This window comes from Pseudomonas sp. KH_017, assembly GCF_057840285.1.
Genome location: NZ_CM174509.1, coordinates 469,780 through 483,732, shown reverse-complemented (window position 1 = coordinate 483,732; position 13,953 = coordinate 469,780). Strand labels below are relative to the sequence as shown.

8 protein-coding genes are annotated in these 13,953 nt (G+C 59.2%); 5 read left to right on the top strand and 3 right to left on the bottom strand.

Annotation, left to right across the window (positions count from 1 at the left end; all coding sequences use genetic code 11):
* The first annotated feature begins 368 nt into the window (after positions 1 to 368).
* The 5 genes from aceE (at position 369) to msrA (ending at position 10,433) form a co-directional block, all read left to right on the top strand.
* Positions 369 to 3,014, top strand: a complete 2,646-nt coding sequence (aceE, locus tag AC3IT6_RS02190) for a pyruvate dehydrogenase (acetyl-transferring), homodimeric type (RefSeq protein WP_353741964.1) — start codon at positions 369 to 371, stop codon at positions 3,012 to 3,014.
* Between the two features lie 11 nt (positions 3,015 to 3,025).
* Positions 3,026 to 4,993, top strand: coding sequence for a dihydrolipoyllysine-residue acetyltransferase (gene aceF, locus AC3IT6_RS02185; protein WP_489354147.1), 1,968 nt, complete (start codon positions 3,026 to 3,028; stop codon positions 4,991 to 4,993).
* Positions 4,994 to 5,265: 272 nt separating this feature from the next.
* Positions 5,266 to 6,660 (top strand): alkaline phosphatase D family protein, encoded by a 1,395-nt coding sequence (locus AC3IT6_RS02180; RefSeq protein WP_489354146.1) that lies wholly within the window; start codon positions 5,266 to 5,268, stop codon positions 6,658 to 6,660.
* Positions 6,661 to 6,889: 229 nt separating this feature from the next.
* Entirely contained in the window at positions 6,890 to 9,583 is a 2,694-nt protein-coding gene (locus AC3IT6_RS02175) for a sensor domain-containing phosphodiesterase (RefSeq protein WP_489354145.1), read from the top strand.
* Between the two features lie 199 nt (positions 9,584 to 9,782).
* Entirely contained in the window at positions 9,783 to 10,433 is a 651-nt protein-coding gene (gene msrA / locus AC3IT6_RS02170; RefSeq protein WP_489354144.1) for a peptide-methionine (S)-S-oxide reductase MsrA, read from the top strand.
* 122 nt (positions 10,434 to 10,555) lie between these two features.
* Here msrA and AC3IT6_RS02165 read toward each other — a convergent pair whose 3' ends face one another.
* The 3 genes from AC3IT6_RS02165 to putP form a co-directional block, all read right to left on the bottom strand.
* Entirely contained in the window at positions 10,556 to 11,395 is an 840-nt protein-coding gene (locus AC3IT6_RS02165; RefSeq protein WP_347910228.1) for a 23S rRNA (adenine(2030)-N(6))-methyltransferase RlmJ, read from the bottom strand.
* A gap of 115 nt (positions 11,396 to 11,510) precedes the next feature.
* A complete protein-coding gene (locus AC3IT6_RS02160) occupies positions 11,511 to 11,834 on the bottom strand; it encodes a hypothetical protein (protein WP_489354143.1) in 324 nt (107 codons plus the stop codon).
* A 438-nt stretch (positions 11,835 to 12,272) separates the two neighbouring features.
* The gene (putP, locus tag AC3IT6_RS02155) at positions 12,273 to 13,757 is read right to left on the bottom strand and encodes a sodium/proline symporter PutP (RefSeq protein ID WP_223447510.1); all 1,485 of its coding nucleotides are present in this window, start codon (positions 13,755 to 13,757) and stop codon (positions 12,273 to 12,275) included.
* Between the last annotated feature and the right edge of the window lie 196 nt (positions 13,758 to 13,953).

Below are 13,953 nucleotides of genomic sequence, written 5' to 3'. Positions count from 1 at the left end.
GGCGTACAACGGACTGCATGTAGTGGTTTGCGAAAATCCACTACCTGAGGGACTGTCGAACAAAAGTTAGAAATAGCTGAAATTTCTTTAATTTTGGCAGCCAGCATCAAGCTTTTACCTTCTGTAGTTGGAAAAAGACCAACCTTAACGATTATTCTCACAACGCAGCCGGGGGCCACAAGCCGCTCTTCTGTAGTTTTACTACTCGTATATACATTAGCCGGGCTGAAATGCCGGAAGATTTGTAGTAAAACTACACGCCGCCGGAACAACCTATCGGCAATCCAAGAATTTATATCGTCTGCCCACAAGGCCAGTCGCAAACTCAGGCAACCGATTCTGGAAGCCTTTCCGCCCTGGAGCAAGCCATGCAAGACCTCGATCCCGTCGAAACCCAGGAATGGCTGGACGCCCTGGAATCGGTTCTCGACAAAGAAGGCGAAGACCGTGCTCACTATCTGATGACCCGTATGGGTGAACTGGCGACCCGCAGCGGTTCGCAGTTGCCTTACGCCATCACCACGCCTTACCGCAACACCATCCCGGTAACCCACGAAGCACGCATGCCTGGCGACCTGTTCATGGAACGCCGCATTCGCTCGCTGGTACGCTGGAACGCGATGGCCATGGTAATGCGTACAAACCTGAAAGATTCTGACCTCGGCGGTCACATCTCCAGCTTCGCCTCCAGTGCGACCCTGTATGACATCGGCTTCAACTACTTCTTCCAGGCCCCGAGCGACGAACACGGCGGCGACCTGATCTACTTCCAGGGCCACACCTCGCCAGGCGTTTACGCCCGTGCATTCATGGAAGGCCGCATCACCGAAGACCAGATGAACAACTTCCGCCAGGAAGTCGACGGTCAGGGCCTGTCGTCCTACCCGCACCCTTGGCTGATGCCTGACTTCTGGCAGTTCCCGACCGTATCCATGGGTCTGGGCCCGATCCAGGCGATCTACCAGGCACGCTTCATGAAGTACCTGGAACATCGCGGCTTCATCCAGCCAGGCAAACAGAAAGTCTGGTGCTTCCTGGGCGACGGCGAGTGCGACGAGCCGGAATCCCTGGGCGCGATCTCCCTGGCCGGCCGCGAGAAGCTGGACAACCTGATCTTCGTCATCAACTGCAACCTGCAGCGCCTCGACGGCCCGGTTCGTGGCAACGGCAAGATCATCCAGGAACTCGAAGGCGTGTTCCGCGGTGCTCAGTGGAACGTGACCAAAGTCATCTGGGGCCGTTTCTGGGACCCACTGCTGGCCAAGGACGTCGACGGTATCCTGCAACGCCGTATGGACGAAGTCATCGACGGCGAGTACCAGAACTACAAAGCCAAAGACGGCGCGTTCGTGCGTGAACACTTCTTCAACACGCCTGAACTCAAGGCGATGGTCGAAGACCTGTCCGACGACGAGATCTGGAAACTCAACCGTGGCGGCCACGACCCGTACAAGGTCTACGCGGCGTACCACGAAGCGGTCAACCACAAAGAACAACCGACCGTGATCCTGGCCAAGACCATCAAGGGTTATGGCACCGGTGCCGGCGAAGCGAAAAACACTGCGCACAACACCAAGAAGGTCGATGTCGAAAGCCTGAAGTTGTTCCGCGACCGCTTCGACATCCCGGTCAAGGACGATGAACTGGAAAACCTGCCATTCTTCAAACCGGAAGAAGGCAGCGCCGAAGCCCGTTACCTGAGCGAGCGCCGTACCGCACTGGGCGGCTTCGTACCTCAGCGTCGCGCCAAGAGCTTCAACATCCCGACTCCGCCACTGGACACCCTCAAGGCGATCCTGGACGGCTCGGGCGACCGCGAAATCTCCACCACCATGGCCTTCGTGCGGATCCTCGCGCAACTGGTCAAGGACAAGGAAATCGGCCCGCGCATCGTGCCGATCATCCCGGACGAAGCCCGTACCTTCGGTATGGAAGGCATGTTCCGTCAGTTGGGCATCTACTCCTCCGTCGGCCAGCTCTACGAGCCAGTCGATAAAGACCAGGTGATGTTCTACAAGGAAGACCAGAAGGGCCAGATCCTCGAAGAAGGCATCAACGAAGCGGGCGCCATGAGCTCCTTCATCGCTGCCGGTACTTCGTACTCCAGCCACAACCAGCCGATGCTGCCGTTCTACATCTTCTACTCGATGTTCGGCTTCCAGCGTATCGGCGACCTGGCCTGGGCCGCTGGCGACAGCCGCACCCGTGGCTTCCTGATCGGCGGCACCGCCGGCCGTACCACCCTGAACGGTGAAGGCCTGCAACACGAAGACGGTCACAGCCACCTGCTGGCCTCGACCATCCCGAACTGCCGCACCTACGATCCAACCTACGGCTACGAGCTGGCGGTGATCATTCAGGACGGCATGAAGAAGATGACCGAAGAGCAACAGGACGTCTTCTACTACATCACCGTGATGAACGAGTCGTACCAGCAGCCAGCCATGCCGGCCGGTGCCGAAGAAGGCATCAAGAAAGGCATGTACCTGCTCGAAGAAGACAACCGCGAAGCGGCGCACCACGTTCAGCTGATGGGCTCCGGCACCATCCTGCGTGAAGTCCGTGAAGCGGCGAAGATCCTGCGCGAAGAGTTCAACGTCGGCGCCGACGTGTGGAGCGTTACCAGCTTCAACGAACTGCGTCGCGACGGCCTGGCCGTTGAGCGCACCAACCGTCTGCACCCGGGCCAAAAGCCTAAGCTGAGCTACGTCGAAGAGTGCCTGAACGGCCGTAAAGGTCCGGTCATCGCCTCTACCGACTACATGAAACTGTTCGCCGAGCAGATCCGTCAGTGGGTACCGTCCAAGGAATTCAAAGTCCTGGGCACCGACGGTTTCGGCCGCAGCGACAGCCGCAAGAAACTGCGTCATTTCTTCGAAGTCGACCGTCATTTCGTGGTGTTGGCAGCCCTGGAAGCACTGGCTGACCGTGGCGACATCGAACCTAAGGTTGTGGCTGAAGCCATTGCCAAGTTCGGTATCAACCCGGAAAAACGCAACCCACTGGACTGCTGAGGAGAGATTCTGTGAGCGAACTCATTCGCGTACCTGACATCGGCAGCGGTGAAGGTGAAGTAATTGAACTGTTTGTGAAGGTCGGCGACCGTATCGAAGCCGACCAGAGCATCCTGACACTTGAGTCGGACAAGGCGAGCATGGAAGTGCCTGCGCCGAAGGCCGGTATCATCAAGAGCCTGAAAGTGAAGCTGGGCGATCGCCTGAAAGAAGGCGACGAACTGCTGGAGCTGGAAGTCGAAGGTGCCGCTGCTGCGGCCCCTGCGGCAGCCGCACCGGCGGCCAAGGCTGAAGCCAAACCGGCTGCTGCACCTGCCGCCGCCCCTGCTCCTGCTGCGCCGGCTGCCGCCAGCGTTCAGCAAGTGCACGTGCCGGACATCGGTTCGTCGGGCAAGGCCCAGATCATCGAGATCCAGGTCAAGGTCGGCGACACCGTCGCGGCTGATCAATCGCTGATCACCCTGGAATCCGACAAGGCGAGCATGGAAATCCCGTCGCCTGCCGCTGGCGTGGTCAAGGCCATCAGCGTCAAGCTCAACGACGAAGTCGGCACCGGCGACCTGATCCTGGATCTGGAAGTGGCAGGTGCTGCTGCACCGGCTGCTGCTCCGGCCCAGGCTGCCGCTCCAGCTGCCGCCGCTGCGCCTGCTCCTGCAGCAGCTCCGGCTGCACCGGTTGCCGACAGCGTTCAGGACATCCACGTTCCGGACATCGGTTCGGCGGGCAAGGCCAAGATCATCGAAGTCCTGGTCAAGGCCGGCGACACCGTTGTGGCCGACCAGTCGCTGATCACCCTGGAATCCGACAAGGCGAGCATGGAAATCCCGTCGCCTGCCGCTGGCGTGGTGGAAAGCGTTTCCATCAAGCTCGATGACGAAGTCGGTACCGGCGACCTGATCCTCAAGCTGAAAGTCAAAGGCGCTGCGCCGGCCGCACCTGTTGCTGCGACCGCATCTGCCGCTGCTGCTCCGAGCGCTCCTGCTTCGGCTCCAGCCGCTGCTGCACCTGCCGCGGCCGCACCTGTTGCTGCCCCGGTTGCTGCTCTAGCCAAGCCTGGCGCGAAAGTTCACGCCGGCCCTGCCGTGCGTCAACTGGCCCGTGAATTCGGCGTCGAGCTGAACGCAGTGGGTGCCAGCGGTCCGCACGGTCGCATCCTGAAAGAAGACGTGCAGGTTTACGTCAAGGCCATGATGCAGAAGGCCAAGGAAGCACCGGCCGCTGCTGCTGGCGCAACCGGTGGCGCGGGCATCCCGCCGATTCCGGTCGTGGACTTCAGCCGCTTCGGTGAAATCGAAGAAGTGCCGATGACCCGCCTGATGCAGGTCGGCGCCGCCAACCTGCACCGCAGCTGGCTGAACGTGCCGCACGTGACGCAATTCGACTCGGCGGATATCACCGAACTCGAAGCGTTCCGTGTTGCCCAGAAAGCCGTTGCAGAGAAGGCCGGCGTCAAGCTGACCATCCTGCCGTTGCTGCTCAAGACCTGCGCGCACCTGCTCAAGGAACTGCCGGACTTCAACAGCTCGCTGGCGCCAAGCGGCAAAGCGATCATCCGCAAGAAATACGTGAACATCGGCTTCGCCGTCGACACCCCGGATGGCCTGCTGGTACCGGTCATCAAGAACGTCGACCAGAAGAGCCTGCTGCAACTGGCTGCCGAGGCTGCTTCCCTGGCTGAAAAAGCCCGGACCAAGAAGCTCTCGTCGGACGAGATGCAAGGCGCGTGCTTCACCATTTCCAGCCTCGGCCACATTGGCGGCACCGGCTTCACGCCGATCGTCAACGCGCCGGAAGTGGCGATCCTCGGTGTTTCCAAGGCAACCATCCAGCCAGTCTGGGACGGCAAAGCCTTCCAGCCGAAACTGATGCTGCCGCTGTCGCTGTCCTACGATCACCGCGTGATCAACGGCGCCGCTGCTGCACGCTTCACCAAGCGTCTGAGCGACCTGCTGGGCGACATCCGCACCATGCTCCTGTAACACCGACCGGCCCTCCTTCACCGGAGGGCCTGTTGCGTTCCACGTTTCCGAGCGCCACGCTCGTACCTCAACCCCGCCAATTTGGCGGGGCTTTTTTTGCCTGCACGAAACGCAGGCAATGTCCTACATGCCTGGTTTGATTGCCCCACACCCCCCATCCCTTTTTGCCCGATATTTTCCCGCCAGCAAACACTTAGCCTTAACGCCCAAAACTACGATGGCAACTTTTAAAGCCACTGGTTGATTAGTTCATTATTCGAATGGATTCGAACATGCTAAAACTCTCTGTCGGCCCAATAGTTGGGCACACTACAACTGATCACGCGCGTATTTTTGTGCGCGGCAAAGCGCAAAAAGATGCACCCGTGTTTGCCGGTATCCGTTATCGGCAGTCCGGGCAAGAACAATGGCTTAAAACTACCTTTGCAAGGCTGACAAGCCTGCAAGACATGTCCGATGTCATTACTCTCAATAACCTGGCGGCCGATACCGAATACGAATACCAGGCCGGCTGGTTCAGCACCACGAGTGCCGGGCACTCTGCGGATTCACTGCAAGAACTGCCGCTGCAATGGCCGCAAGAACTCTATCGTTTGCGCACCCGATCCGGCACGCTCGGCACGCCACGAGCCTATTTCGTTGGCTCATGTCGTTACTTGCGGATGACCGCCGGCATCCCGTCGGCGCCACATCTGGGCGACCGGATATTTGCCTCGATGACACAACTGGCACAGCAAGCCGACCCGCCGGTCAGCGCGATGTTGATGACTGGCGATCAGATCTATGTCGATGATTTGAATTTTTTCGCGCCTGACCGCGAATATCAGCAAATTCTCGCAAAATACCGTGCAGCTTTCTCCCAGCCGCATATTTCCAGGTTAATGGCCAACCTATCGACTTACATGATCCTCGACGATCACGAAATTGAAGATAACTGGCCGACCAAGAAAAGATCAGGCGATGATGCTCTATATAAAAACGCCATCACTGCTTATGAGTTATATCAAGCCAGCCACAGCCCGGCATTTGAATTACTTGACGATGGGCGGATCCGCCGGCATCCGAAGCACTATTGGTATCAGTTCACCGATGGCGATATCGAATGGTTCGTCACCGATAGCCGCACCCAGCGTAATCTGTCCGCCGATGATCGACGCATCCTTGATGTTGAACAGGAATATGCCTTGTGCCAATGGCTGATCCACAGCCCCGCCCGGGTCAAGTTGGTGGTCACCAGCGTGATGTTCTATCCCGACGCCAAACACAACGGGGATGACGCCTGGGCCGGTTTTCCCGGGCAACGGCTGCGGTTGCTGGAGACCATTCGTTCGCACCGGTTGAAGAATGTCATTTTCGTTTCCGGTGACGTCCACGGCTCCTTGACCAGTCGACTGACCCACAGCGAAGACCCGGACTTTGAGGTGCACACCATCGTGTCGTCGCCATTGTGCAACATCAAACTGATGCCCTATGCCAGTCAATCCAGCTTTATCCTCGACCGGCCGTTGGCACGCAACGCCGCAGGCGAATATCGACAAGAATTGACCGGCAAAGTCATCAGTCAGGATAACTTCGCGCACCTGGTCATCGATGCGGAACGCATTCAGGTGAATTACCACGATCGGGATGGCAAGTTGCTGCAATCGACAGGCATCAGTTTGCGCTGATGGCAAAAAATCACAGCCTTCGGGACGCCCCCCAAGGCTGCGATCTGATCAATAACAATACTTTCTGCCGAGAACTGCAGAAATCTTCACGCCTGCCGACATATTCTTATAGCACTTGGCCTTCATCTCTCTTGTCAGTCGGTGTCGCAATGATGCAACCTTGCCGCAGGCAACAGTCAAGAGGGCGAGAGCCCAGCGCGTTCAGCATATTCGAAGCGAGTTTCCCTCCATGAAAAGCCAACCCGATGCCGCCAGCCGTATGGTGGCCGAGGTAGTGACGCAGTTGCCTGTGCCCTCGCGGCTCGGCATGCTGCGTTTCGAACGGCTTAATGAACCCAGCTGGGCACTGCTGTTTCTCGATCCCAATTGCGAACGCCAGTTCGGCCTGCCCGCCGTTGAACTGTGTGCGCTGGTGGGTTCGCCCTATGCCAGCCTGATGGAGCCGCAAGCGCGCTATGAACTGCACGACGCGATCCAGCAGCAACTGAGCGAAAGCACGCACTACCTGATCCGCTACACCCTGCACACCGCCTCTGGCTCCCTGAGTCTGCTGGAGCTGGGCGAAGCCTACAAACAACACAATCGCCACCTGTTACGCGGCTACCTGCTGGTCATCGACGGCCTGTTCGAGGATGACCCGCTGCAACCGGCCCTGGATCTGGAAACCCAGAACTCGCGCCTGCAAATCGCCCTGGAACTCAATCAGCGTGCCCAGCAGGAACAACTGCTGCATCTGGACCGGGTGCGTGCCCAACAGGACCTGATCCTGCTGCTCACCCGTCAACGCTACAGCAGCAACAACTCCTTGCGCGAAGCCGCCGAGTTGATCACCCGCAGCGCCTGCGACATCTACGAAATCGACTGCGCCAGCCTGTGGCACCTCGAAGGCTCGATGCTGGTGCCGATCTCGGCCTATCACCGCACGACTCAGGAATACCTGCTGCCGCAGCCGATCGATGTCAGCGTGTTCCCCGATTACCTCGACGCCTTGCACACCGGCCGCGCCATCGACGCCCATAACGCCATGCGTGACCCGCGCACCCGGGAGATGGCCGAAAGCCTGCGCCCGCGCGACGTCAATGCAATGCTCGACGCCAGCATCCGCGTCGATGGCCAGGTGGTCGGCGTTTTGTGCCTGGAACAAACCGGCGCGACCCGCGCCTGGCAGTCGGATGAAATCGCCTTCGCCGGAGAACTGGCGGACCAGTTTGCCCAGGTCATCAGCAACCACAACCGGCGAACCGCCACCAGCGCCCTGCACCTGTTCCAGCGCGCGGTCGAACAAAGTGCCAACGCCTTTCTGCTGGTCAACTGCGACGGCGTGGTGGAATACGTCAACCCGAGCTTCACCGCGATCACCCAATATTCCACCGAAGAAGTGCACGGTCAGCGCCTGTCAGAACTGCCGGCCCTGGAGAACCTCAGCGAACTGCTGTTCGATGCGCCTTCGGCACTGGCCAAGAGCAACAGTTGGCAAGGCGAATTCAAGAGCCGCCGGAAAAACCTCGAACCCTATTGGGGCCAGTTGTCGATCTCCAAGGTTTACGGCGACAACCGCGAGCTGACCCACTACATCGGCATCTACGAAGACATCACCCAGACCAAGCTCGCTCAGCAACGCATCGAGCGCCTGGCCTACACCGACAACCTGACCAATCTCGGCAACCGCCCGGCGTTCATTCGCAACCTCGATGAACGCTTCGCCCGGGACAGCGACGCGCCGATCAGCCTGTTGCTGGTGGACATCGACAACTTCAAGCGGATCAACGACAGCCTCGGCCACCAGACCGGCGACAAACTGCTGATCAGCCTGGCCCGGCGCCTGCGCAACAGCCTGATCCCGAGCGGCAGCCTGGCGCGATTCGCCAGTAACGAATTCGCCGTGCTGCTGGACAACACTGACCTGTCGACGGGCCAGCAAGTGGCCAACCAATTGCTGGCAACACTCGACAAGCCGATGTTCGTCGACAACCAGTTGATCAGCGTCACCGGCTCCGTCGGCCTGGCCTGCGCGCCGTTGCACGGGCGCGATCCGCAAACCTTGATGCGCAACGCCGGGTTGGCGCTGCACAAGGCCAAGGCCAACGGCAAACACCAGGTGCAAGTGTTCACCGAAGCGCTGAACGCCGAGGCCAGCTACAAGCTGTTCGTCGAAAACAACCTGCGCCGCGCCCTGACCCAGAACGAACTCGACGTGTTCTACCAGCCAAAACTGTGCCTGCGCAGCGGGCGCTTGCTGGGGATGGAAGCGTTGCTGCGCTGGGATCATCCGGAAAAGGGCATGATCCGCCCGGATCAGTTCATCAGCGTCGCCGAAGAAACCGGGCTGATCATTCCGATCGGCAAATGGATCGCCCGCCAGGCCTGCCGCATGAGCAAAGCGCTGACCGCTGCCGGCCTGGGCAACCTGCAAGTGGCGATCAACCTGTCGCCCAAGCAGTTCTCCGATCCGGACCTGGTGGCCTCCATTGCCAACATCCTCAAGGAAGAAGCCCTGCCAGCTCATTTGCTGGAGCTGGAGCTGACCGAAGGCCTGCTGCTGGAAGCCACCGAAGACACCCACTTGCAGCTCGACCAGCTCAAGCGCCTGGGCCTGACCCTGGCCATGGACGACTTCGGCACCGGTTACTCGTCGCTCAGTTACTTGAAAAAATTCCCCATCGACATCATCAAGATCGATCGAAGCTTCATCCACGAAATCCCGGACAACCAGGACGACATGGAAATCACCTCCGCGGTGATCGCCATGGCGCACAACCTGAAAATCAAGGTCGTGGCTGAAGGCATCGAAACTGCCGAGCAGTTGTCGTTCCTGCGCCGTCACCGCTGCGACGTCGGCCAGGGCTACCTGTTCGACCGCCCGATCCCGGGCAATGAGCTGATCGACAAGCTCAAACGCTACCCGCGTGGCCCAATCGCCTGACAGACACAGAACCTGTGGATGACACAAAACCTGTGGGAGCGGGCTTGCTCGCGAATACGGTGTGTCAGAGCCGTGGTTACTGACTGACTCAACGCCTTCGCGAGCAAGCCCGCTCCCACAAGGTAGTGCGTATCAAGCAGGTATTGGGCACACTGACAGTCTGTTTATTTACAACCCAACCTGACTGAGAGGACTGATCATGGTTCTGCGCTCGGAAATTCTGGTGAACAAAAACGTGCTCCCTACTAAAGAACAAGCTCTGCCTGGCCGCGAAACCGCGATGACCCTGCCTGAAAAGCACTTTGTGTTTAAAGACACCCCCTTGCTCGGCCCGTTCTTCGAAGATGTCGACTTCGCGATCTTCGGCCTCGGCTGCTTCTGGGGTGCGGAACGCCGCTTCTGGCAGCGTGAAGGCGTGGTCAGCACCGTGGTCGGCTACGCCGGCGGTTTCACGCCGAACCCGACCTACGAAGAAGTCTGCTCGGGCCTGACCGGCCACTCCGAAGTGGTGCTGGTGGTGTATGACAAGGCCAAGGTCAGCTACGAAGAGCTGCTGGCGATGTTCTGGGAACTGCACAACCCGACGCAGGGCATGCGCCAGGGCAATGACATCGGCACCCAGTACCGTTCGGTGATCTACGCCACTAGCCAGGAACAACTGGACGCGGCGCTCAAGAGCAAGGAAACCTACCAGGTCGAGCTGTCCAAGGCCGGTCTCGGTGAAATCAGCACCGAAATCGACCAGGCCCCGACCGTCTACTTTGCCGAGACGTATCACCAGCAGTACCTGGCGAAAAATCCGGAAGGCTATTGCGGGATCGGTGGTACTGGCGTGACCTGCCCTATCTGATTTGCAGGCCTGAAAAGCATCGCGGGCAAGCCCGCTCCTACAGGTTTTGTGATCGACACAAATCCCTGTGGGAGCGGGCTTGCCCGCGAAGGCGTCAGATCAGACGCCACTGAAACAACTGATCAACTCTCAGCAATCAACCAATCCATCTGCCACCCACCCTGGGTCTGCCCCAGCTTCTGGGACAACCACGGCAGCAGCTCACGCAACTCTTCCTCCAGTCCCCACGGCGGATTGGCAATCGCCAGCCCGGAACCGTTCAGGCTGTTGGGCGTATCCAGCGGATGCACCAGCAACTCCACCCGCAACAACTTCGGCGCACCGGTACCGGCCAGGTCCTGATAGAAGCGGCGCAGCGCGCGCTGATCCTTTACCGGGTACCAGATAGCCGCAACGGTCTGGCGCATCCGGCCAATCGCTTCCTTCAACGACGCGGCACAGCGCTGCATCTCGTCGAGCTTCTCGAATGGCGGATCGATCAGCATCACCGCACGCTTCTCCGGCACCGGCAGCAAGGCTCGCGGCACATGCCAGCCTTCGCCCAGGTGCACCTTGACCCGGCGATCACCAGCCATGTTGTCCTTGAGCAGCACACCGTCTTCCGGATGCTTCTCGTTGAGCAACACACGGTCCTGCGGACGGGTCAGGCGCCGCGCCAACTCCGGCGACCCCGGGTAATAGCGCAACTGGCCATCCGGGTTCATCTCGTGCAGCACTTGCATGTAATCAGCGGTCAGGATCGGCAGATCCGGCTGATCCCACAAACGCGCAATGCCTTCCAGGTACTCACCGGTACGGTTGGCCTGATCACCCTGAAGGTCATACAGACCGATGCCGGCGTGAGTGTCGAGATAGGCAAACGGCTGCTCCTTACGCGACATCAGGGCGATGAGGCGGGTCAAGGTCAGGTGTTTGAACACATCGGCGTGATTGCCGGCATGGAAGGCGTGACGATAATTCATGGCTGCTCCTGCGAAGGCCGGGAAGTTTACCTTTTACCGGCCGGCAAGTCAGGGGGTCGCAGCCGAGCGGCCAGTTGAGGCACTGCACACCCCCTCACCACAAAAGCCTTCTGCGCTAAGCCGACGTCTGCGCCCGCAACCGCCGCCCAACCACATCCAGCACATCACAGCCATCGCGCAACGCAATGGCGCAGAGCAAGGCGAAATCGCTGAGGATGAAGGACTCGCACTCGATCGAACCGCGCATGGACAGGTTCTCAAGCACTTGGGTGACTGCACGAATTCGGTAGTTGGCAGCGTCGGTGAGGATGTCGAGTGGCGCGTGGGTATCGACGAACAGGGTGGGCATATCGGTGCAGTTGCTGGTCAATGCCATGAAGCGGTTGTCGGGATGGGGGATTGGTTTTTCGTAGGGTGGATCGGGATGTATTGATTTCATTTTTAACGCTCTAAGGAAGAAATGGACCTGCCATTAGCCTTCCTACGGGCTAGGGTGGCAGCTATGCACGGGGTAGGAATATCGAGACCCTTAGAGCAAAACTCGACCACGCCAAAGCGTGCCCGCGCATAGCCGCCGCAACTGATCTTACGGCCGCATGCAAACGGCCGCAAACCAGGCTGTGACGCCAAAGTAGCTCTAACGGTCTTGAGAGGTTCCTACACCCCACCACTGAATTGTCAGTGACCGCCAAAGACTATCGACGGAACTCGCATCGCACCACTTCATGAAAACCACTACGTTTTGAAGGAAACGTCCGAGGACCCTGCCCGGAAAATTCGCACCACGGATATCGGAGAAGCAAAAAAAACGGCCCGCACTGTTAAAGCTGCGAGCCGTTCTTTTATCAGGGATGGGTAGAGTTCAACCCATCACTCATCACTTGTTCAGGCGGTAATCATTCTCTGCAGCAGCAAAACGCTGGAACATGCCGGCAGTCGGCGTGCCCATTTTGCTGACGAAGTAGATCGCCAGGCTGGCGAAGATGAAACCAGGGATGATTTCGTACAGGCCCAGCAGTTCGAAGTGTTTCCAGACGATCACGGTGATCGCGCCGACCAGGATACCGGCCAGTGCGCCGTTGCGGGTCATGTCTTTCCAGATCACGGAGATCAGCACGACCGGACCGAATGCGGCACCGAAACCGGCCCAGGCGTAGCTCACCAGGCCCAGTACACGGTTTTCCGGGTTGGACGCCAGGGCGATCGCAACCAGGGCAACAAGCAGCACCATGGCACGGCCGACCCAGACCAGTTCCAGCTGCGAAGCGGATTTACGCAGGAAGGTCTTGTAGAAGTCTTCGGTCAGGGCGCTCGAGCACACCAGCAACTGGCAGCTCAGGGTACTCATCACCGCAGCCAGGATGGCCGACAGCAGGATACCCGCGATCCATGGGTTGAACAGGATCTTGGCCAGTTCGATGAACACACGCTCGTGGTTCTCGGAGACTGCGCCCGCCATGTCCGGGTGCGCCGAGAAGTAGGCGATACCGAAGAAGCCGACTGCCACGGTGCCGCCCAGGCACAGGATCATCCAGGTCATGGAGATGCGGCGGGCCTTGGCGATCGATTTAACCGAATCGGCAGCCATGAAACGCGCCAGGATGTGCGGTTGGCCGAAGTAGCCCAGACCCCAGCCCATCAGCGAGATGATGCCGATGAAAGTGGTGCCCTTGAGCATGTCGAAGTTGCTTGGATCTTGCGCTTCGATGGCCAGGAAAGTGGTGTCGACGCCGCCAGTGGCCAGCAGCACGATAACCGGCGTCAGGATCAACGCGAAGATCATCAGGGTGGCTTGTACGGTATCGGTCCAGCTCACGGCCAGGAATCCGCCGATAAAGGTGTAGGCAATCGTCGCCGCAGCACCGGCCCACAGCGCTGTCTCGTAGGACATGCCGAAGGTGCTTTCGAACAGACGGGCACCGGCCACGATGCCGGAAGCGCAGTAGATGGTGAAGAACACCAGGATCACGACCGCAGAGATGATCCGCAGCAGGCCGCTTTTGTCTTCGAAACGGCTGGCGAAGTAGTCCGGCAGGGTCAGTGCATCACCGTTGTGCTCGGTCTGTACACGCAGACGGCCGGCGACGAACAGCCAGTTCAGGTAGGCGCCGACGATCAGGCCGATGGCGATCCAGCTTTCGGAAAGGCCGGACATGTAGATCGCGCCGGGCAAGCCCATCAACAACCAGCCGCTCATGTCGGAGGCACCGGCGGACAGTGCGGTCACGACGCTGCCCAGGCTACGGCCGCCCAGAATGTAGTCGGAAAGGTTGTTGGTGGAGCGATAGGCCATCAAGCCGATCAGCACCATTGCTGCGATGTAGATCACGAACGTGATCAGGGTTGGATTGCTTACGCTCATTAAGTTACGCCCTGGCTTTGTTTTTATGTAGCGGCGGCTGGTGAACCGCTCGCAAACGCATACGTTTGACAGACGATCCGGATTCCCGCGCATTTATGACTGATGTTTCCCCAGGAAAGCCATCAGCCGGAGCACCCGGATTTTTCCGGGTTGCACCTTGGGCGCGAATGCTATTCAACAAAGTAAATAAGGTGCA